The sequence below is a fragment of the Clostridium pacaense genome (assembly GCF_020709765.2).
Lineage (GTDB): Bacteria > Bacillota > Clostridia > Lachnospirales > Lachnospiraceae > Enterocloster > Enterocloster hominis.
The window spans coordinates 74,300-95,229 of the sequence record NZ_JAJFEB020000001.1 but is presented as its reverse complement, the minus strand read 5'-3'; the positions used below and the strand labels follow the sequence as shown (position 1 = coordinate 95,229).

The 20,930-nt window shown below is 52.7% G+C and carries 18 protein-coding genes; 2 read left to right on the top strand and 16 right to left on the bottom strand.

Annotation, left to right across the window (positions count from 1 at the left end; translation table 11 throughout):
* Positions 1-285: 285 nt before the first annotated feature.
* The 4 genes from LK536_RS30085 to LK536_RS30070 form a co-directional block, all read right to left on the bottom strand.
* Positions 286-1,185 (bottom strand): dihydrodipicolinate synthase family protein, encoded by a 900-nt coding sequence (locus LK536_RS30085; protein ID WP_227794813.1) that lies wholly within the window; start codon positions 1,183-1,185, stop codon positions 286-288.
* Positions 1,186-1,208: 23 nt separating this feature from the next.
* Complete coding sequence (garR, locus tag LK536_RS30080) at positions 1,209-2,093, bottom strand: 2-hydroxy-3-oxopropionate reductase (protein WP_008725947.1); 885 nt, start codon at positions 2,091-2,093, stop codon at positions 1,209-1,211.
* 172 nt (positions 2,094-2,265) lie between these two features.
* Complete coding sequence (locus tag LK536_RS30075; protein ID WP_227794812.1) at positions 2,266-4,188, bottom strand: PrpR N-terminal domain-containing protein; 1,923 nt, start codon at positions 4,186-4,188, stop codon at positions 2,266-2,268.
* Between the two features lie 30 nt (positions 4,189-4,218).
* A complete protein-coding gene (locus LK536_RS30070) occupies positions 4,219-5,094 on the bottom strand; it encodes a DUF368 domain-containing protein (RefSeq protein ID WP_329602184.1) in 876 nt (291 codons plus the stop codon).
* A 143-nt stretch (positions 5,095-5,237) separates the two neighbouring features.
* Here LK536_RS30070 and LK536_RS30065 point away from each other — a divergent pair, with 143 nt between their 5' ends.
* On the top strand, positions 5,238-6,131 hold the full coding sequence (locus LK536_RS30065; protein WP_120056060.1) for an MBL fold metallo-hydrolase: 894 nt from the start codon (positions 5,238-5,240) through the stop codon (positions 6,129-6,131).
* 66 nt (positions 6,132-6,197) lie between these two features.
* Here LK536_RS30065 and LK536_RS30060 read toward each other — a convergent pair whose 3' ends face one another.
* The 12 genes from LK536_RS30060 to LK536_RS30005 form a co-directional block, all read right to left on the bottom strand.
* Entirely contained in the window at positions 6,198-7,892 is a 1,695-nt protein-coding gene (locus LK536_RS30060) for an ammonium transporter (protein ID WP_040382505.1), read from the bottom strand.
* A gap of 269 nt (positions 7,893-8,161) precedes the next feature.
* Complete coding sequence (locus LK536_RS30055; RefSeq protein ID WP_227794811.1) at positions 8,162-8,455, bottom strand: hypothetical protein; 294 nt, start codon at positions 8,453-8,455, stop codon at positions 8,162-8,164.
* Positions 8,456-8,487: 32 nt separating this feature from the next.
* On the bottom strand, positions 8,488-9,057 hold the full coding sequence (locus tag LK536_RS30050) for a hypothetical protein (protein ID WP_227794810.1): 570 nt from the start codon (positions 9,055-9,057) through the stop codon (positions 8,488-8,490).
* 25 nt (positions 9,058-9,082) lie between these two features.
* Positions 9,083-10,663, bottom strand: a complete 1,581-nt coding sequence (locus LK536_RS30045) for a ClC family H(+)/Cl(-) exchange transporter (RefSeq protein ID WP_025487256.1) — start codon at positions 10,661-10,663, stop codon at positions 9,083-9,085.
* A gap of 19 nt (positions 10,664-10,682) precedes the next feature.
* Positions 10,683-11,915 (bottom strand): threonine ammonia-lyase, encoded by a 1,233-nt coding sequence (gene ilvA / locus LK536_RS30040; protein ID WP_227794809.1) that lies wholly within the window; start codon positions 11,913-11,915, stop codon positions 10,683-10,685.
* 77 nt (positions 11,916-11,992) lie between these two features.
* Positions 11,993-12,937 (bottom strand): signal recognition particle-docking protein FtsY, encoded by a 945-nt coding sequence (ftsY, locus tag LK536_RS30035; RefSeq protein ID WP_008725965.1) that lies wholly within the window; start codon positions 12,935-12,937, stop codon positions 11,993-11,995.
* A 56-nt stretch (positions 12,938-12,993) separates the two neighbouring features.
* A complete protein-coding gene (gene smc / locus LK536_RS30030) occupies positions 12,994-16,554 on the bottom strand; it encodes a chromosome segregation protein SMC (RefSeq protein ID WP_227794808.1) in 3,561 nt (1,186 codons plus the stop codon).
* 14 nt (positions 16,555-16,568) lie between these two features.
* The gene (gene rnc, locus LK536_RS30025) at positions 16,569-17,276 is read right to left on the bottom strand and encodes a ribonuclease III (RefSeq protein ID WP_008725968.1); all 708 of its coding nucleotides are present in this window, start codon (positions 17,274-17,276) and stop codon (positions 16,569-16,571) included.
* 111 nt (positions 17,277-17,387) lie between these two features.
* A complete protein-coding gene (acpP, locus tag LK536_RS30020; protein WP_008725969.1) occupies positions 17,388-17,618 on the bottom strand; it encodes an acyl carrier protein in 231 nt (76 codons plus the stop codon).
* A gap of 49 nt (positions 17,619-17,667) precedes the next feature.
* Complete coding sequence (gene plsX, locus LK536_RS30015) at positions 17,668-18,675, bottom strand: phosphate acyltransferase PlsX (RefSeq protein WP_008725971.1); 1,008 nt, start codon at positions 18,673-18,675, stop codon at positions 17,668-17,670.
* 113 nt (positions 18,676-18,788) lie between these two features.
* Positions 18,789-19,385 (bottom strand): nitroreductase family protein, encoded by a 597-nt coding sequence (locus tag LK536_RS30010; RefSeq protein ID WP_008725972.1) that lies wholly within the window; start codon positions 19,383-19,385, stop codon positions 18,789-18,791.
* Positions 19,382-19,858 (bottom strand): hypothetical protein, encoded by a 477-nt coding sequence (locus LK536_RS30005; protein ID WP_227794807.1) that lies wholly within the window; start codon positions 19,856-19,858, stop codon positions 19,382-19,384. The genes LK536_RS30010 and LK536_RS30005 overlap by 4 nt, the downstream gene beginning before the upstream one ends.
* Positions 19,859-20,106: 248 nt before the next feature.
* Here LK536_RS30005 and LK536_RS30000 point away from each other — a divergent pair, with 248 nt between their 5' ends.
* Positions 20,107-20,901: a MerR family transcriptional regulator gene (locus LK536_RS30000; protein WP_227794806.1), complete on the top strand. Its 795-nt coding sequence runs from the start codon at positions 20,107-20,109 to the stop codon at positions 20,899-20,901.
* The last annotated feature ends 29 nt before the right edge of the window (positions 20,902-20,930 follow it).

The following is a 20,930-nucleotide window of genomic DNA, read 5'->3' as shown; positions in this document are numbered from 1 at the left end:
AAAGACAGTTAACCATATATATTTGATGTATCTCCCACACTCCCTCATACCGCCCACCCAGCATGTTATAATTTTTTCTCTAAATCATTAAATAGATTATAACATGACACCAGGGGGGATGCCAGTATTTCATACAAAAAGGCATAAAATAACAGTCTGTCAAAGTGAACAGGGACAGCAGACAGGCCGTCAGCTATGTAACCAGCGCTGACGGCCTGTCTGCATTTAAACTATGGAGTAATCAAATCCGCACCAGGCGGTGGTAAATAATCAGTAAATAGCCGGTCAGATAAGGCCTGCACCCTTCATCTCAGCCTTAATCCTGTCCAATACAGGACCTTCGGGAGTTGCCAGGTTGGGCGTATAGGGAAGCCCGATGTTCCTGCCCCTTAAGTTAGCCATATCCTTGGCTGCCACAGGGAAGCTTGCGCCGTCCATGGAAAGCCTTACGGGATTCAGCTTGAACTGGGCTTCCAGGGAACCGGCAAGGTCACCTGCAACATACTTGTTGTACACATCCACTATCAGCTCAGGCATGAAGTTGGCTGCGGTACAAACCCCGCCCACGGCGCCGTGGCACATGGATGCATATAACAGGGTATCCTTTCCGCCAAATACCTTGAAGCCTGTGTCACGCGTCCTGCGGATGAATTCAGATGTCTGGGTGATATCGCCGCTGGTATCCTTCATTCCCACGATATTGGGGATTTCGCGGGCAAGACGCTCTACCAGCCTGGCGGACATGGTATAATTGACACGGCCCGGATTATTGTAAAGCAGCACAGGGGTCTCCGGCACAGTCTCCGCAATGGTCTTAAAGTGAAGGAACAGCTCGTCTTCCGTGGGCTTTAAGAACATGGGCTGGAGTATGGAGATACCGGCAGCGCCATTGGCGGCAGCCATTTTCGCAAGCCTGCAGCATTTCTTAGTGCTGATTGCACCGATGCCGAAGTATACGGGAACCCGTCCGCCGGCCTGGTCAATCATGATCTTCAAGCCGCGCTCCATCTCATCTTCTTCAATCATATAGAACTCGCCGTTGCTGCCAAATGCCAGGATGCCCAGCACGCCGCCGTCAATCACATAATTAACCTGGTCTCTTAACTTAGCCTCATCAATGAATTCGTTCTCATTGATCGGGGTGAGGATGGGGACAATGACACCCTTGATAAAATCTGTATTCATGACGCTTCTCCTTTTAGGCCTGATTATGACTCTACTGTGGTATTGGCAATCTTCTCATAATACTTGACAATGCTGGAATGGTCTTCCTTCTCATAGCCGTCTGCTTTTAATCCCTGCATGATTTCCATCAGCTGTCCTGTTAACGGAACCGGTGAACTGATTGCATGCGCAGCGTTCAGGGCATTGTTCAGGTCCTTGATATGCAGTTCGATGCGGAATCCCGGCTTAAAGTTCCTGCTAAGCATCATGGGAGCCTTTGCATCCATGACAGTGGAGCCGGCCAGTCCGCCCCTGATGGCCTGGTATACTAGTTCCGGGTCAGTGCCTGCCTTCTTGGCAAATGTAAGCGCTTCAGATACAGCCGCAATGTTGACGGCAACCACAATCTGGTTCGCCAGCTTGGCCACATTGCCGCTTCCCAGCTCGCCCACGTATACAACTGAGCCTGCCATTACCATCAGCATGTCATAGTACTTGTCAAATAGTTCCTTTTTGCCGCCTACCATGACGGACAGGGTTCCGTCGATTGCCTTTGGCTCCCCGCCGGATACAGGGGCGTCCAGCATGTCAATGCCCTTCTTGGCCAGCTCAGCGCCAATGGCCTTGCTCTCGGTTGGGTCGATGGAACTCATATCAATTACAACCGTGCCTGGCTTTGCGCCGTCGGCAACGCCGTTCTCACCTAATACAGCCGCACGCACATGTGGGGAGTTGGGAACCATTGTGATGACGACCTCACACTGCTCTGCAACCTCCTTACCGCTGTTCACTGCAGCAGCGCCGCATCCAACTACTTCGTTCACAGCGTCCTTATTAAAATCAAAAACAACCAGTTCATAACCAGCTTTTAATAAATTCTTGCTCATTGGCTTTCCCATGATGCCTAATCCGATAAAACCTACTTTCATCTCGTTACCTCACCTTTCAGATTCAATTATTAGTGACTTGTCATTGTGAATGACCTATGACCACATTATAGCGGAGCCTGCCCTTTCCCACAATTGGCATTGTCAATGAAAAAGGCGGCTTTTTTTATACAAGCCGCCCATTGTTTCAAATATGATTTCATAATTGAAATATTTATTTCATTTTTGTCTCAAAAGAATCAATACCATACTTCTTCATCTTCCTCCAAAGGGTTGCCTTGCTGATGTTAAGGCTGTCAGCGGTCCGTTCCCGGTTCCCGTTAAACCTTCCAAGGGCCTGGCGTATGAGCCGTTCCTCTTCCCCGCGGATGGGTCCTGACAGGCCTGAAGCAGCATCACCATCCTGTGTCTGCCCGCGGTCCGGGTACAGCTGGTCATGGAGCCTGCGTACCATTATCTCGTCGATACTTCTCTTTTCCGCTGTCAGCACCAGCCGGTTCATATAGGTTTCCAGCTGCAGGCGGTTGCCTGGCCAGTCATATTCCATGAGGCATTGAATGGCGCCCCTGGTCAGCACATGGTATCTTGCATATTTGTCACAGCATTCTTTTAATAATGCCTCTGTCAGGAATTCCATGTCTTCTGGGCGTTTCCTTAAGGGCGGGACACACAGCATCAGCCCGCTGATCAGATACAGCAGATCCTTCCTGAACCCGCCTGCCCCGGCCAGGTCCCATAATCCCTTAAGGTCCATTGTAGTGGATGCCATGATTCGGACATCAAAGCGTACGGTCCTGGCAAAATCCCTGCTGCTGCCGGTTTTATACCGTATGAGCTGGTACAGGCCGAACTGGTTGGACAGGGACATCTGTTCCACGTCTTCTATATAGATGGTGCCCTGGTTGGCCAGGAATACGGCGCCCTTGTCCCCGAAGATCATGCTGTGCTGTTCTGTTTCCGAAAGCCCGTTGCAGGAAAGGGAGAAAAATGCCCCGTCATTATATAACCCTGCATTGTGCATACTCTCTGCCAGCAGTCGCTGTTCCGTTCCGGTCTCCCCGAGAATCAGTACAGGCAGTCCTGACTGGGAATACAGCCTGGCCAGATGTACACAGTCCTGCATTGCTTTTGATTGCTGCAGGACGGACTGGAAACATCCCCTGGCAATCAGGCCGTGGTGCTTCAACTGCCCCTCCGCCACGGCGCCCTGCCGGTCCCTGGTCTGTCCCTGGCGCTTGACTTTATGGCAGGTCAGGATTGCGCCTTCTGTCTCATCCCCCACCCTGACCGGTGCCAGGATTGCAAAAACAGCAGTGCTGCCCGCCTGCATGAAGGAGGAATAACTCTCCTGCTTTCCCTCCAGTACCTCTGTCAGCTTGCCGTGGTCAATGTCCTTAAATACATCCTCCATCTTCCTGCCGGCCACCTGTCCCCCGTCCGGTCCCAGGATATCCTTCATCACAGGATTCACGGCAGTGATCACTCCATCCTTGTCCATGTTGACCACGCCGTTAAAGGAGTAATCCAACAGCGCCTCAATCTGGGCATTGCTCCTTTTCTCTGCCCCCATGGCAAAGTCCATGCTCTCCGCCATGGCAAAGGCGGTGCGCAGGGAATCCTCTGTCATGGATAGGAACAGGGACGGACATCCGGCTTCCTTCGCAGTCCCCACAGCCACATCCCCGCCAATCACCAGGTCAGCCCCCTCCTCAATGGCCAGCCTGGACTGTTCCTTAAGCCCTGCGCCGTTGGAAGCAAAGTAGGTCCTCAGCCTGATATCATAGATGCTTTCAAAGTATGACATGTCACAGAACATGTTCTTCACGCCCACCACCGCGATGACCGGCATGTCCCTTCCCACAATCTGTTTTGCCTTCACCACAAGAAGGGCCATCTCCTGGGCCGTGACAACAATCTCAACCACGGGTATGTCCGTGTACTGCTTGATGACGGAGGCCTGAAGGCCCCTGGCAATCAGGATGGAGGCCCCTGCCGCAATGGCTTTCCTGGCCTCCATCACGGCATTTTCAGTCTGGATGACGCGCATGTCGCTGATGGCATACTTTTTTTCCTGAAGAATATTATGGGCCTGGTAAAGCATTTCTTCCCTTGGCACCAGAAGGACAATCTTTCCCATGCATCCCCCTCCCGTCTGATGGATATCTGTTTACTTCTCCAACCTTGTCTTTAACAACTCCAGCCCGGCCAGGATCAGGCCGCCAAGCAGGAAAAACAGTATGCTGAAGGTCTGAAGCCCCAAAGGCTCCATGGGTACATCCAGGGTAGTCGGCCCCTTGGTAATGGCATACAGCGAACCGACCATCAGACCCAGGATGGCGTAGATGGTCTGGGAACGGTAACGCTCCAGACACATTTTAATGATTTTGATGATTCCCACAATCCCGGTGATGACACCCATGCCAAACACGAACAGGATGGGTACGTAATTCAGGTTCATGTGAAGCAATTCCTTCACAGCACCGATAATGGGCACATAGATGCCGAATATGAGAAGCAGCGTGGAACCGGATATGCCGGGCAGCACCATGGCGGTGATGGCCACCATGGCGGTGAGGAACACATAGGCCACCAGACCCATCGACAGATGTTCCACCGAGACATTAATGCCCTGTCCTCCCGCCGGATTAAAATAGGAGATGCAGAACACCAGCCCAATGCCGAGAACCGTGAACACCAGGTTCCCATATCTTCCCCGGATGGAATCCTTCTCCTCCCGTATGACCATGGGCACCGCAAAAAAGGTAAGTCCCATGAACACGGAACTGATTTCATATATATGTTCCTGGAACAGTCCCGACAATACAAGCACGGACAGGCAGAATCCGGCCACCCATCCCACGCCTAATTTAAAAAGAAAGAAGAATGCCTGTTTCCTTCTGGCATTGTCCTTTCCCATCAAATCATTTAACGAGTTAATGAACTCATCATAAAATCCAAGTAGAAAAGCAATGGTTCCGCCTGACACGCCCGGCACGCTGTCCGCCATGGCCATACAGAACCCTCTGATTCCGTTTAAAAGCACACAAATTCCCTCCTGTCGATTTCTCCCCACAATTATACATGAAATATGGGGAATTTCAAGTAAAATATAAACCTGTATTTCATTTTTCCCTTTTATGTGATATCATAGTGCTAATTTAACTCATAAAAGCAAGGAGGTATAGTATGTATGAACTGATACAGACAGGCGCCAGGAGCTTCTATATTAACTGCCCTGCCAAAATCGGCGTATTTAAGATTGATGATACCCGGATATGTCTGATTGACAGCGGCAGTGATAAGGATGCCGGAAGGAAAGTGCGCCAGATCATGGACCGGGAAGGATGGAGCCTGCACGCCATCGTCAACACCCACTCCAATGCAGACCACATCGGCGGCAATAAATACCTGCAGCAGCAGACCGGCTGTAAGATTTACGCCAAAGGCGTGGAGGCGGCATTTACAAGCCATCCCCAGCTGGAACCCGCTTTCCTGTACGGCGGCTATCCCTTCAAGGACCTGCGGCACAAATTCCTCATGGCCCCGGAAAGCCAGGTATGTGACATAAGCGCCATGGAGGAGGATACGGCGCTTTCTGAACTGGAAATCATCCCGCTGCCGGGCCACTTTTTTGAGATGATCGGAGTGCGGACCCCGGACAGAACCGTTTTTCTGGCAGATTGTCTCAGCAGCCGGGCAACCCTTGACAAATACAAGGTATCATTCATCTATGATGTGTCCTCCTATCTCCAAACCCTGGACCGGGTCATGGAAATGGAAGCCCCGCTTTTTGTCCCGGCCCATGCCGAAGCCACGGACAGCATCAGGGACCTTGCCATATACAATAAACAATGTGTCCATGAAATTGCCCTTAAGCTGCTGGACATCTGTACCATTCCACAGACCTTTGAATCCGTCCTTAAGATGGTTTTTGATGATTATGGCCTGACCATGACCTTCCAGCAGCATGTCCTGGTAGGTTCCACCATCCGTTCCTACCTTTCCTGGCTGAAGGACGAAGGCAGGCTTACTGCATATGTGGAAGGAAACCGGATGTTTTGGTCGGTATCCGAGGAGTGAGAGGGCGCAAAACAGGCAGGGGCTGCACAACCCAACGTCATACAGTCCCTGCCTGAATGCAATCCCCTATTCGCCCTGGAGCGCATCAAAACCCTGCTCTCCCGTCCGCACCTTAATCACGTTCTCAACATCATATACGAAAATCTTCCCATCTCCGATATTTCCCGTATAAAGGACTTTCCTGGCAGTTTCAATCACCTCGGACACAGGAACCTTGCTTACGACCACCTCCAGCTTCATCTTTGGCAGGAAGGCCACTTCCTCCACCTTAATGCCCCTGTAGTAATTGACATGGCCCTTCTGGGTGCCGCAGCCCATGACCTGGGTAACCGTCATCCCGGTCACGCCCAGCCCCGACAGCGCATCCTTAAGCGGGACGAACCTGGCCTGGTTAAACACCATGACAATCTTGGTCAACTTTGTTGTACCGGACACTGGTACGGAGGCTGGGAAATGTTCCACTGCAACAGCCTTCTCAACGGACACATCACGTGTATCTTCTTCCGTTTCCTTACCCGTGAATACCATTGGCATGAAGTCCGCATAAGAACTGGAAAGGTTGTGTTCGGTTGCGTCCAGCCCCTTTGTCTCCTCTTCCCTGCTGGCGCGCAGTCCGATTGTCTTCTTCAGCACGGTAAAGGTAATGGTCATGGTTACCGCGACCCAGACAATTACTGCCGCCACGCCAATCAGCTGTATACCCAGGAAATGAAAGCCTCCCCCGTACACCAGTCCGCCATCCGCTGCAAACACTCCGGTCAGCAGGGTGCCTGCTGCGCCGCACATCCCATGGACCCCGATGGCGCCCACCGGGTCGTCAATCCTGCACACCTTATCAATGAACTCAATGCCGAATACAACCACAAAAGCAGCAATCAGACCAATGAAGAATGCGCCAGCCGGCGTTACCAGGTCACAGCCGGCCGTAATGGCTACCAGACCTGCCAGGGAACCGTTCAGTGTCATGGATATGTCCGGCTTCTTATAACGCAGCCAGGTGATGATCATGGTTGCAACCGTTGCGGTTGCGGCAGCCAGATTGGTTGTCACGAAAATATTTCCGGCTGAATAAACAGATGCGTCATTATCCATGGATACCGTGGAACAGCCGTTAAACCCAAACCAGCAGAACCAGAGGATGAATACGCCCAAGGCCCCGAGCGTGAGGCTATGGCCCAGGATGGCGTTGGGTTTTCCGTCCTTATCATACTTTCCGATACGGGGACCAAGGATTTTGGCTCCCACCAGCGCAGCCACGCCCCCGCACATATGTACTGCGGTTGAACCTGCGAAATCATGGAAGCCCATCTGGGCCAGCCAGCCGCCGCCCCAGATCCAATGCCCGGATATAGGATATACAACCGCGCTGATGACAGCGCTGTAGATGCAGTATGATATGAATTTCGTGCGCTCCGCCATTGCTCCTGAAACAATGGTTGCTGCTGTTGCACAGAAAACCGTCTGGAAAATCAGGAAAGCCGGAAGGGGAACACCGGAAGGAAGGATACTGCTGTAATCACCCCTTACCAGGGGGTCAAATCCTCCAATCAAGGCGCCTGCCCCGCCAAACATGATGCCAAATCCGGTAAGCCAGAACAGCGGGGTGCCGATGGCAAAATCCATCAGGTTCTTCATGATGATGTTGCCTGCATTCTTAGCTCTTGTAAAACCGGTCTCCACCATGGCAAAGCCTGCCTGCATGAAGAAGACAAGGGCTGCGCCCAGCAAGACCCAGATTGTGTTTACTGCTGAAAATTCCATAGAATGTTCCTCCTTGAGTTTTGTAATGGGGATGTCTGAAATACAAAAGGGTGTATTGCCGCCGGTACCTGACGATTGCAATACACCCCTTTGTGTACTCTGTTACTCACGTAAGAACAGGAAAAGCGCCGGGTGTTAAGCACCAGCGCTTTTCTTTATGTGGCTTATTATAGTGTCCCATGTTTTAAAAGTCAACCACAAATAAATATTTCGTTAATAAATTATAAAAAAACCATAAAATATATCCTATTTTCAGCAAAACGTAGAAATCATCTTCTGTTTGCAGCTTTCCAGCGGCTGGCCTGGGCCACAAACTGTTCATTCAGCCAGTCCACGCCTTTGGCGATTCCATCCGCGTCAAATTCCAGGAGGATTTTTTCTTTCTCCTCTTTTGGGGTAGCATCGTATCCATATGGCTCCGGCCACACGCAGACACCCAGCTTAGGCTTTTCCTCACCTTCCACCTCTGTCTTTTCCATCCGGAAACGCATTCCCTGATGGCTGCCCGTAAACTTTTCCTTCTTCAGGAAATTAACAGGCATGAAATCTTTTAATTCCAGCATAATACACACCTGCCTGTCTGAAGTAATCGGGATTATTTCTCGTTCTCACCCAGTTCTGCCAGGGTGAGTGCAAGGCTGCTGATATCCCCGTCCTCCACCTGGCTGACCGTGTAAAGGGTGTATTTCGTACTGCCCCATTCCCAGGCAGCCAGCCGTCCGCCGCTTTCCGTGGTCTTGATCTGAATCTCAGCCGTCTGTCCGCTGCTTCCGGCTGTTTCGGTCAGGACGCCGTCCTTAAAACGCTCAAATATTCCAGCAAAATCCTCTGCAGTATCCGATGCCCGGTAGGTATACCCTATATCATTGAAGGTGAAATGGATATCAGCCACCTCTCCGTTAATAATAAAATAGGACGGCTCCACTGCTTCCTTTGGCAGCACCATATGAACCCCGATTTTCTCAAAGGCCAGGACATTGTCCACCTCCTCCATGGGGTTGGGTATGCCCGCATTCCCAGTGGATTCCTCCGCCCTGGCAGACGTCTCAGCCGGCGTGGCTTCGGTTGGCGCAGGTTCCTTGCCTGCACACCCGCCAATCATGCATGATGCCAGCACTGCAGTGAGCAGGACTGCCCTTTTACCGGTCTTCATATAAAAATCCATATACATTCCTCCCTTCGATGCAATCTTAATTGCGCTCCAGCCCAACTGTCTCACAATACTCCTGGAGGGTCCGGTGCAGCTGGCCTTCTGAAGTCTCATCGCACAGTACGACAATCTTATCCCCGGCACGCAGGACCGTATCCCCCCTGGGTACGAACTCGGCGTCGCCCCGCATCAGCGAAACCACCAGGCAGGTCCTGGGCCATGCAATGGCAGCCACCTTCTGTCCTTCGGCGGCGCTTCCGTGATAAATCATTCCCTCCACCAGGACCTTTTCCCCTGTGAGCGTGGCCTTCTTATCCGGGTTCTGCTTGGCCAACAGACGGTGTAACAGCTGGTCATATACCGGCGCACAGCGCAGGATATCAGGCACCAGATAGGCTGCCAGGGACACCATGGACAAGGTCAGCAGGTGTGAGAAAGAACCTGACATCTCGCTGATCAGGATGATTCCTGTAATGGGCGCCCTTACAATGGCTGAAAAGTACCCGGCCATGCCAAGGATGATGAAGTTGACCAAAAGCCCTGAAAGCGACGGGCTTAAGGGTTCCGCCAGACGGTAATAGATGCTTCCGATGATGGCCCCCAGCACCAGCAATGGCAGGAATATGCCTCCCGGCGCCCCGGAGCCGAAGCTGACCATGGAGAAGCAGAATTTGACCACCAGCAGAAGACAGAGGGAACCAAGGACAAAATCACCGGCAGACATCTCTTCCACCAGCGCATGCCCGCCGCCCAGAACGCCGCGGTACAGAAAGCCGAACACGCCTGCAAGAAGGAAGGGTATCAGTACCCGCACCAGGCGCCAGGGAATCCTCTCGTACAGGTCCTGGGTCTTTGACAGGACCGTGTTGTAGACCACTCCCATGGCCCCAATCAGCACACCGAGAAGGAGCACATGCCCGTAAGTGTTCAGGGGCATCATGTGGGTGATGGTAAAGGTAAATACAGGTTTCAGGCCAAATACATTCCTGGATACAAAGTCGGATGTGATGGAGGCCGCCATGGAGGATAACAGCAGTTCCGGTGAAATGTGCTTATGTACCTCCTCCAGGGAGAACAGGATACCTGCAATGGGTGCGTTAAAGGCAGCTGAAAGGCCCGCGCTGGCCCCACAGGTGATGAGCAGCTTCTCTTCTGTCCTGACCCTTTTTGTCAGTCTTGAGAATCCTTTGGCGGCCATGGCCCCCAGCTGGATGCTGGGGCCTTCACGGCCAAGGGACAGGCCGCATCCAAGGGACAGTATCCCGCCGCCCAGCTTGGCAAGCAGGACCCGCCACCAGCATTCGTCAATCTCGCCTATGATCTCGCCTTCCACCTGGGGTATGCCGCTTCCCGAAATCAGGGATTCCCATTTAAGCAGCCCGGCCACCACAAAGGCTGCCGCTGCCAGGATAAGGAACCAAACCGGGATGAACCAGGTGTTGGCCTTCCCGTAATCCAATATGGCATTTAAAAGTGTATCCGCATATCCGATCAGATACCTGAAAGCCACCACCACCGCGCCTGCAATGGCACCCACTGCCACTCCTTCCAAAATCAGTTCATAGCGAAAACTCCGGTACCTGTTGATTGTATGGGTAACCGTATGTTGTTCCGGCTGCATGATATTTCCCCCCTGTATCTTACATCTCGCTGTATGTGCCTTTGAACTTAACCAGCTTTGGACGGTAGCCTGCGCCTGTCAGCGCGGCAACGATCTGATTCTTGTGTTCGGTGCCGAACGCCTCCATGGTGATGCGCAGTTCCACGGCAGCGTTCCGGTTGATGCTGATGAACTGGTTGTGTTCCAGCTTGATGATGTTGCCCTGTTCCCTGGCAAGCAGGGAGGAAACCCTGGCCAGTTCGCCCGGCTTATCAGGAAGCAGCACGGAGACAGTGAATACCCGGTCCCTCTGGATCAGGCCGTGCTGTACAATGGAGGACATGGTGATGACATCCATGTTGCCTCCGCTTAAGATGGAAACAATCTTCTTTTTCTGCACATCCATGTGCTTCAGCGCGGCCACGGTGAGCAGCCCTGAATTCTCAACTATCATCTTGTGGTTCTCCACCATGTCGAGGAAGGCCACGATCAGCTCGCTGTCATCAATGGTGATGATATCGTCCACATTTTCCTGGATATAGCAAAACAGCTTCTCACCCGGCCGTTTGACCGCGGTGCCGTCCGCAATGGTATTGACCTCGGGAAGGGTGGTCACCTGGCCCTGGCGCAGGGATTCCTGCATGCAGTTGGCTCCTGCCGGTTCCACGCCGATGATCTTAATCTTGGGATTGAGAAGCTTGGCCAGGGTGGAGACGCCCGTACACAGGCCGCCTCCGCCGATGGGGACTAATATGTAATCCACGGTCGGGAGTTCTTTGATGATCTCCATGGCAATGGTGCCCTGTCCCGTGGCAACGGCCAGGTCGTCAAATGGATGGACAAAGGTCAGGCCCTGCTCATCCGCCAGTTTATAGGCATAATCACAGGCCTCATCAAACACATCCCCCTCCAGGACCACCTCGGCGCCGTAGCTCTTGGTACGGTTCACCTTCATGAGGGGGGTCGTGGTCGGCATCACCACCGTTGCCTTGACGCCGGCCAGCTTGGCTGCATATGCAACGCCCTGGGCATGGTTGCCGGCTGAGGCGGTAATCAGGCCCTTTGCCTTCTCCTCCTCATTCAGGGTACTGATTTTATAATAAGCGCCCCTTACCTTGTATGCGCCTGTATACTGCATGTTCTCCGGCTTAAAGTATACCTTGTTGTCGGTCTGGGATGAAAAATATTCGCTGTATACAAGTTTTGTTTCTGTCGTCACTTCCCTTACAAGGTCGGACGCCTCCTCAAATTTCTCCAGTGTCAGTTCTTCCATAATCAGTCCTTCTTTCCCTTTAATATCCTTTACTATATCACGTCAATTCATTAAATTCAAGGATGGATTGGGCGCCATTACTCTGCTGTCTTCCTCTGTACGTTGAAAAGTGCATTGACAAAATCGTCTGCATTGAACTTCTGTAAATCATCAATCTGCTCGCCGATCCCAATGTATTTGACCGGAAGCCCCAGTTCAGACTGGATGGCAACCGCGATGCCGCCCTTGGCCGTACCGTCAAGCTTGGTCAGTATGATGCCTGTGATATCAGCCACCTCCATGAACTGGCGGGCCTGTGCCAGGGCGTTCTGTCCCGTGGTGCCGTCCAGGACCACCAGAGTCTCCCTGTATGCATCCGGATATTCCTTGTCAATGATCCGGTTGATTTTCCTGAGTTCCTCCATCAGGTTCTTCTTATTGTGGAGCCGTCCCGCCGTGTCACAGATCAGCACATCCGCCTTCCTGGACTTGGCGGCAGCCACCGCGTCATAGATGACGGCCGCGGGGTCAGAGCCTTCCTGCTGGGCAATGATGTCCACCCCGGCCCGGCCCGCCCATTCGGTCAGCTGCTCGATGGCAGCCGCACGGAAGGTATCCGCCGCCGCCAGGATCACCTTGTGTCCTGAATCCTTAAGCTGTCCAGCCAGCTTGCCCACGGACGTGGTCTTGCCCACGCCGTTGACGCCGATGACCAGGACCACGGACTTCCTGTGTTCAAACTCATAGGCGTTCTCGCCCAGGTCCATCTGCTCCTTGATGCTGTTTATCAGAAGCTCCTTGCATTCCTCCGGCTCCTTGATGTGCTGCTCCTTTACCTTGGCCCTTAAATCCTCCACGATGGACATGGTGGTCTGGATGCCCAGGTCGCCCATGATCAGGGTTTCCTCTATCTCCTCATAAAAGTCGTCATCAATGGCGGAAAATCCGCTGAAGATAGAGTCAATTCCAGATACGATATTGTTGCGGGTCTTGGCAAGTCCTTCTACCAGACGTCCGAAAAAACCCTTTTTTCCCTCAGCCATAACCTTTACTCCTTATCTGTCATATCAATTTATCAATCATCATATCATATTCCGTTTTAATTTTCCAGGTCATCTGCAATCAGGTTCACGGAAACCAGGGTGGACACGCCCTTTTCCTGCATGGTGATACCGTACAGGCGGTCGGCCGCCATCATGGTTCCCCTTCTGTGGGTGATGACAATGAACTGTGTATTCTTAATCAGCTTATGCAGGTACCCGGCAAACCGGTCCACGTTGGAGTCATCCAGCGCCGCCTCAATCTCGTCCAAAAGACAGAAGGGCGAAGGCTTCAGGTTCTGGATGGCAAACAGCAGGGATATGGCTGTCAGGGCCTTCTCGCCGCCGGACAGCTGCATCATGTTCTGCAGTTTCTTGCCCGGGGGCTGCGCGATGATCTGGATGCCTGCTTCCAGTATATCCTCATCCTCCATCAGTTCCAGTGTTCCCCGGCCGCCGCCGAACAATTCCCTGAATACCTTGTCGAATTCAGCCCGGATTTCAGCAAATTTCTCCTGGAACTGGCGGCGCATGCCCATATCCAGCTCCTCGATGATCTTCTCCAGCTCGGCCTGGGCCTGGATCAGGTCATCATACTGTGTCTTCATGAATCCATACCGCTCAGACACTTCCTTATAGTCCTCAATGGAATTGACATTGATGTTGCCAAGGCCTTTAATCCTGGACTTCAGCTCATCAATCCGCTTCCTGACCTCGGAGGCTGACTGGTATTCTTCCTTCTTAAGTTCCAGCGCAGTGGAGAAGGTCATCTCATATTCGGTCCACATGTAGCTGGTGGATGCCTCCAGTTTCTCCTCCAGCTTTTCCTGGCTGGCCTGTACGCGGAACATATCCTTATCCAGTTCGGCAAGACGGGCGGTCAGTTCCTCACGCTTGGCAAAGAACCCCTTCTGCTCCGCCGCCATTGCATCCTTCCTGGCTGTATGTCCTGCAATCACTGTCTCCAGTTCTTCCATCCTGGCCTGTGCGCCTGCAATCTGTTCCCGGATCCGTTCAATCTCCTGCTTCTTCCCAAGGATGATCTGTTCCGAACTGCCGCTGCCAGCTTCCAGGGACTGGAATTCTTCCTCCAGCTTGCGGATTTCCCCGCGCACACGGATTGTATTCTCCTTGATGAAATCCTGTTTCTGGGTCAGGTTGGCTGTTTCCATCTGAACCGCGGACAGGGCCGTGGCGGCTGTCTCCCGCTCCTTCCTCGCATCCTCCAGGAGAAGGCTCTTCTCCTCAATCTCCTCATTGGCCTGGCTGTTCTTAAGCTCCAGCCCGCGGGTATCGTCCTCCAGGGTGGAACGGCTTTGGGCAATCTCCTTTACCTGCTCCTCCAGCTGTCCATGTTCCCTGACAAGGTCGCTGGAAGAATCCGCAATCTCAGCCTTCTTGTCCTCCAGCTGGGAAATGTTCATGCGGATTGTATTTTCCTGTAATACCAGCTTCTGTATCCGGGCTTTTAACTGCTCCAGCTCGCCCTTCTTCTCCTGGGCAAGGCTTTCCTTTAATGCCAGTTCATTCTGGATCTTCTCTATCTGAACCAGGGCCTTGCTGCAGGTTTCCTCCAGCTCCTCAATCTCCCTGCGGCGTCCCAGCAGGTTACTGCTGTTCTTAAAGGCGCCGCCTGTCATGGAACCTCCGGCGCTTAAAAGCTCACCCTCCAGGGTGACGATGCGCAGGCTGTACCTGTACTTCCTGGCAAGGGCAATGGCGTTGTCAATGGTATCCACAACAACCACCCGCCCCAGAAGATACCGGGCCAGCCCCTTATACTGTCCGTCCACCTGGACCAGGTCGTGGGCCAGTCCCAGGACGCCCTTTTCCTTAAGGGCCGCCGGCTGTGAAAAGTTCTGGCTGCCGTTGATGCTGGTCAGGGGCAGGAAGGTGGCCCTTCCGTATCGGTTCTTTTTCAGGTATTCAATCAGCTGCTTGGCGGTTGCCTCTGAATCCGTGACAATGTTCTGTATGCTTCCGCCCAGGGCTGTCTCGATGGCAATCTCGTATTTCTGTTCCGTGGAAATGATGTCGGCCACCACCCCGTGGATTCCGTGGACCCGGTCCCTGACCTCCATGACGCGCCGGATGCTGTTGCCGTATCCGTCATACCGTTCCGCCAGGTTTTTTAAGGACTCCAGCTTGGTATAGGCCATATGGTATTCCTGCTGGGTGTCGTTCTGGTTGCGGTTTAACCGTTTGGCATCGGCTTCCGCCTCCGTCATGGCGTCTTCCGCCTCCTGGGCCTTAAACTGCCTGTCTTCCAGCTGCTGCCTCACCTCATCCAGGGCAGCCTGCTCCCTGGCAATCAGTTCGTCCTGGACCGATTCATCGCTTTTATATTTAAGCAGCTTCTGGGTCACTTCACTGCGCCTCAGGTTTACCTGCTCCAGCATGGTTTCATAGCGCTGCTGGCGCGCTGTCAGGGCTGCCTTCTCGTTGAGGGACTGGATGATGATGCCCTTTGCCGCCTCAATCGACTCATCCAGGCTCCGTATAAGCCCATCCTTGCTGTTCAGCTGTTCCTGGGCCTGTTCCTGGCGCTGCCTGGCATCGGTTACCTGTGTTTCCATCCTGGCATATTCTTCCTCATAGGAGGAAAGCTGCCCTCTCCTGGCCTCCAACTCCCCGGTGATGACGGTCCTGCGGCTTTCCAGGTGTTCCTCATTCATCTCCTCGGTATGTATCTGTTCGTTCAGGACATTGATCTGGCCTTCCAGGCTGCCCTTTGACACGGTCGCCTGGTTCAGCTCCTGGCGGTCTGATGTAATCTGTCCTTCCAGACCAGCAAGTCCCTGCTCCAGCTTCTCATATTCGTTCTTAAGACGTTCGGATTCCTTTTTGGTATCCTCCATGTCCCCTGACAAAAGGCTGCGCCGCCTGCCCACCTCTTCCAGCTGTCTGCTGATGTTATCCGTATCCATAAGGAACAGGTTGGCGTCGCAGACCTTCAGTTCCTCTTTTAACTGAAGGTATTCCTTGGCAGCCTTGGACTGGCGCTCCAGGGGGCCTACCTGCTTCTCCAGTTCCGACAGGATGTCGCTTACACGGACCAGGTTGGCCTGCTCGTCCTCCAGCTTTTTCTGGGCAATGTTCTTCCTGCGCTTGAATTTAACAATACCGGCAGCCTCGTCAAACAGCTCGCGCCGTTCCTCCGGCTTGCCGCTTAAGATCTTATCAATCTGACCCTGGCCGATGATGGAATATCCCTCTTTACCGATACCCGTGTCATAGAACAGTTCGTTGATATCCTTAAGGCGGCATGCGCTTCCGTTAATCATGTATTCACTTTCCCCGGAACGGTACAGGCGCCGGGATACGGTGACCTCGTCATAGTCAATGGACAGCTGATGGTCGCTGTTGTCCAGGGTAATGGCCACATAGGCAAAGCCCTGGGGCTTCCTCATCTCTGTCCCGGCAAATATGACGTCCTGCATGCTGGCGCCGCGCAGCTGCTTAATCCTCTGTTCGCCCAGCACCCAGCGCACTGCGTCCGCCACATTGCTCTTACCGCTTCCGTTAGGGCCTACAATACCCGTGATGCCGTTGTGGAACTCAAACAACAGCTTATTGGCAAAAGATTTGAACCCCTGGATCTCAATACTTTTTAAATACATACTTCACCTGCTTATTATTTTGCGTCTGTCTCAATGTCCTCAGCCCTGAGTTTCAGGATACCGTTATAGGCAGCCACCTGTTCCGCGGCCTTCTTGGTGCGTCCCATGCCGCGGCCGATTTCCGCATCGCCGATTTTCGCGCAGACCTCAAATGACTTGTTGTGATCCGGTCCTTCCTCCCTGAGGATTTCATAGGACAGGGCTTCTGCCTGCCGGCTCTGCACCATTTCCTGTAAGATAGTCTTGCTATCATAAAAGAGCTGCTTATGTTCAATATCGTTCAGGATGAAACGATGAATGAACTCTTTTGCATTAGCAAAACCACCGTCCAGGTAGATGGCCCCTATCAGGGCTTCCATTGCGTCGCTTACCACGGAATTGCGTCCCCGCCCGCCGGTGGCATCCTCGCCCTTGCCCAGGAACAGATACTCCCCCAGCCGGATATCCCCTGCGCAGTATGCCAGTGTGGGTTCACACACAATGCTGGCGCGGATTTTCGTCAGGTCGCCTTCAGGCAGCGTGGCATACTTGTGGTACAGGAAATCGCTGGTCACGATTTCAAGGACAGCATCCCCCAGGAATTCCAGACGCTCATTGCACCTGCTGTGGTCCAGGCGGTGCTCATTGGCATAGGAGCTGTGGGTCAGGGCCTGGGAAAACAGGCTCTGGTCCTTGAACTGATAATCAATCCTTTCTTCCAATTCTTTCAAATGGCCGTTCATACTATCCCTTCTTTCTTACATGATAGGCAAAATGCCAGAACCGGATTGGTCCCATGCCCTGGCTGTAAAACGCACAAAAAGGGCTGTGCTCACACAGCCCCTGTGCCATCATTAATTTAATGCGTTCTTAATCTGCTCTACTGCGTCGCCAACACTCACAATCTGTTCTGCAGCTTCATTTGGAATCTCAATGTCAAACTCCTCTTCAATTCCCATGATAATCTGGAAAATGTCCAGTGAGTCCGCACCCAGGTCATCTACGAATGTAGCCGCCATTGTCACTTCCTCCGGTTCAATGTTCAACACTTCTGCGATAATACCCTGTAATTTCTCAAATTCCATCTCTTAGCTCCTCTTTCTTAAATCTTGTTTTTATATTCGTCCTTCGGACTTATTCCACGCGGTCCGTACCTAAGGATCCACGGATCTTGTCGTTAATCCCCTGTTCCTTAAACGTCACGCACTGAATAATGGAATTGCGCACCTCTGTGCGCTTTGAGTTGCCATGGGTCTTGACCACCAGGCCGTTAAGGCCCAGAAGCGGCGCACCTCCATACTGGCTGGCGTCAAAGGCCTTCAGCGTCTCCTTCAGGGCGGGCTTCACAAGCAGCGCCCCGATCTTACTTCTTAAGGTGGACATCATGCCGCCCTTGACCATGCCGATTAAAGTGGCCCCAACCCCCTCATAGAGCTTCAGGATCACATTGCCCACAAATGCTTCACAGACAATGACATCCGCCGCGCCATGGGGAATCTCCCTGGCTTCAATGCTGCCGATGAAATTGATACCCGGACATTCCTTTAACAGAGGGAATGTCTCCTTCACCAGCGCATTGCCCTTTTCTTCCTCCGCACCGATATTGACGATTGCGACCCGTGGATTGCGGATTCCCATCACATGTTCCATATAGATGGAACCCATCTGTGCAAACTGTACCAGATGGGATGGCCTGGCATCCACATTGGCTCCGCAGTCAATCAAAAGTGATACGCCTTTTTCCGTTGGGATCAAGGGAGCCAGCGGCGGTCGTTCCACCCCTTTTATGCGTCCCACAATCACCTGTCCGCCCACCAGGATGGCCCCGGAGCTTCCGGCGGAAACAAAGGCATCAGCCTCCCCCTTTTTTACAAGGTTCATACCTACCACTATAGAAGAGTCCTTCTTCTTCCTGATTGCATTAACCGGCGGTTCATCCGTGGCAATTACCTCGGTGGCGTTTACCACCTGGATCTGTTCCTTATTGTAGGTGGATTTGCTTAATTCAGCAGTTACTGCCTGCTCCTGCCCCACAAGAAGCACCTGGATTCCTGGTTTTGCGTTCACGGCGTCTACGGCACCGGCCACCATTTCGCCCGGCGCATAATCCCCGCCCATGGCGTCTACGGCTACTTTAATCATAATGACTCTCCTTTCGGTCCTGCATACAACTTATAATATACTAGATATCATTCTATAAATCAATATGTTTTTTATCCGGTTTTCTGAAAAGAAGGGGGTGTTAAAAAAAGGCCCTAAGACCTCCACACCGCCAGTTCCTCCATGGATTTTCTCGGCCTTGGCCCAGGGGCTTCATCCGCATATCCCAATGCCATGGCTGCCGCCAGGGTCCCCTTAACGCCCAGCCACCTGTTCAGCTCCTCATAAGCAAAGAAGGTGTCGCATATCCACAGGCTGCCCAGCCCCAGTTCCGTTGCCGCCAGCGTCATGTTCTCCATGGCGGCGCCGATTGACTGTGCATTGCAGATTTCGTAGATGCGCTGTTCCGGCGTGGCCGGGGAATCCAGGTCCAGGCCCAGGGGATTGATGACGAACAGGGTCACGGGCGCCTGTTCCATGATGCGCAGGGTGTACCCTGCGCCGCCTATGTGCTGCCTGCTTTCAGGAAGCAGGGCATCCCTCCCCTCCTTTTCCCGCAAAAGGCCCTGGCCCATGGCTTTTAGCATTCCCTTTTTTGCTTCCCCTGAAACCACGATGAACTTCCAGGGCTGGCGGTTCTTGGAGGAGGGCGCAAGGCTTCCGGCATAAAGGATTTCCCCGATGGCTTCCCTGGGAACCGGCGTATCTTTGTATTTCCTTATACTGCGTCTGTTTAAAATGGATGGTATCAAATGTTTTTCCTCCTATGTTCCATGTTTGTGCCGCATGCCCCTGCTTCAGCTTCCAGCCGGCTGACCAGCGCATCTGTATTCCGGATATAGTCATCGTTGATTAAGGTATAAGGGCAGCCGGATTTCCTGCACTGTTCCAGGTACCTGCTGTTTTCCTTAAGAAGCCGTTCCATTGTCCAGTATGAATCGTCCATCCGCTGTTCGATGATTCCGGCATATGACAGGATATCCTTAAAATGGCTGCGGATATAGGTACTGGTCATGATAAGGCAGCCGTACAGGATTTCCTTCTGATACTCCGGCCCAAAGCCTTCTTTCCAGTCAAAAGGGATGTAACAGCCTTCCACAATCAGGTTCTGGCGGTTTTCTATGGCGGTCTTGATGATTTCCCTGACCATTGGCCAGAGATACGAAACCAGCCCTTCGTCATCCGCCGGCGTAAGGTTTGTCATGCCGCTTCGGATCAGGCCCATTTACAGATGGTCCATGGACAGATAGGGATATCCAAGCCTTTCCAACAGCCGCTGTGCCAGGAATGTCTTCCCTGTATGGGAACAGCCTGCAATTAATATTATCATGGTTCCGTTACCTCCTGTCCTCCCATTATATACGCATTCATGGCGCCAGTCCAGGGCGATTGGACGGTTTTGGCAATCCAGATGCATGAAAACATCCATCTGTGTCATACTCTGTGCTATACTATACCCAGGAGGACATGCCCATGGAACGGACTTATACAACATCAGAGCTGGCGGGTATCATAGGAATCCATCCCAATACAGTGCGCCTGTATGAAGAACTGCACCTGATAACAGCGCCAGAGAGAAAACCAAATGGCTACAGGATTTTCACGGACCTTCACCTGGACCAGTTCATCAATGCCAGGCTGGCATTTCAGGTGGAAATCCTCCAGAATGGCCTGCGCCGTCTGGCGGTCGATATTGTCAGGGCCACGGCTGAATGTGATTTTGACAAGGCAATCCATCTCTCCCAAACATATTGCCGCCAGATTGAAACCGAGACAGGTCATGCGGAAGAAGCCATTGGAATTGTGAAGGACATGCTGGCCGGAAGGGATGAGGGGGACGGAAGGGATGAGGGGACCGGAAGGGATGAGGGGGCCGGGACACTCTGCCTGGGCAGAAGTGAAACAGCCGCATATCTGGGAATCACCATTGATACCCTTCGCAATTGGGAGCTTAACGGACTATTAAGGATTAAGCGGAAGAAAAACGGATACCGCATCTATACGGATGCTGACATCAGACGGCTGAAAATCATCCGCTCCCTGCGGTGCGCCAACTACTCCCTTACCGCCATCCTGCGGATGCTGACCGCCCTGTCCGCTGACCCGGATACGGATATCCGCGCCGTTATCGATGCGGCCGATGAAACGGTCATCACTGCCTGTGACAATCTGCTTTCCTCACTTTCACGCGCAGCGGCAAATGCGGACCGGATTCACCATAACCTGTGCAGGATGAAAGAAAAATATCATTTAAACCCTCCACTTTAACACCAGGCTTTGTCCTGGTGTTATTCTTT

What these genes read in the sequence shown, in the direction of transcription:
- garR (WP_008725947.1), bottom strand. Translation starts at nt 2,093, where the DNA reads ATGAAAGTAGGTTTTATCGGATTAGGCATCATGGGAAAGCCAATGAGC.
- LK536_RS30045 (WP_025487256.1), bottom strand. Translation starts at nt 10,663, where the DNA reads ATGCAGCCGGAACAACATACGGTTACCCATACAATCAACAGGTACCGG.
- acpP (WP_008725969.1), bottom strand. Translation starts at nt 17,618, where the DNA reads ATGGAATTTGAGAAATTACAGGGTATTATCGCAGAAGTGTTGAACATT.
- LK536_RS30050 (WP_227794810.1), bottom strand. Translation starts at nt 9,057, where the DNA reads ATGGATTTTTATATGAAGACCGGTAAAAGGGCAGTCCTGCTCACTGCA.
- LK536_RS30085 (WP_227794813.1), bottom strand. Translation starts at nt 1,185, where the DNA reads ATGAATACAGATTTTATCAAGGGTGTCATTGTCCCCATCCTCACCCCG.
- LK536_RS30065 (WP_120056060.1), top strand. Translation starts at nt 5,238, where the DNA reads ATGTATGAACTGATACAGACAGGCGCCAGGAGCTTCTATATTAACTGC.
- smc (WP_227794808.1), bottom strand. Translation starts at nt 16,554, where the DNA reads ATGTATTTAAAAAGTATTGAGATCCAGGGGTTCAAATCTTTTGCCAAT.
- LK536_RS30055 (WP_227794811.1), bottom strand. Translation starts at nt 8,455, where the DNA reads ATGCTGGAATTAAAAGATTTCATGCCTGTTAATTTCCTGAAGAAGGAA.
- LK536_RS30000 (WP_227794806.1), top strand. Translation starts at nt 20,107, where the DNA reads ATGGAACGGACTTATACAACATCAGAGCTGGCGGGTATCATAGGAATC.
- rnc (WP_008725968.1), bottom strand. Translation starts at nt 17,276, where the DNA reads ATGAACGGCCATTTGAAAGAATTGGAAGAAAGGATTGATTATCAGTTC.
- ilvA (WP_227794809.1), bottom strand. Translation starts at nt 11,915, where the DNA reads ATGGAAGAACTGACACTGGAGAAATTTGAGGAGGCGTCCGACCTTGTA.
- ftsY (WP_008725965.1), bottom strand. Translation starts at nt 12,937, where the DNA reads ATGGCTGAGGGAAAAAAGGGTTTTTTCGGACGTCTGGTAGAAGGACTT.
- LK536_RS30075 (WP_227794812.1), bottom strand. Translation starts at nt 4,188, where the DNA reads ATGGGAAAGATTGTCCTTCTGGTGCCAAGGGAAGAAATGCTTTACCAG.
- LK536_RS30060 (WP_040382505.1), bottom strand. Translation starts at nt 7,892, where the DNA reads ATGGAATTTTCAGCAGTAAACACAATCTGGGTCTTGCTGGGCGCAGCC.
- LK536_RS30005 (WP_227794807.1), bottom strand. Translation starts at nt 19,858, where the DNA reads ATGGGCCTGATCCGAAGCGGCATGACAAACCTTACGCCGGCGGATGAC.
- plsX (WP_008725971.1), bottom strand. Translation starts at nt 18,675, where the DNA reads ATGATTAAAGTAGCCGTAGACGCCATGGGCGGGGATTATGCGCCGGGC.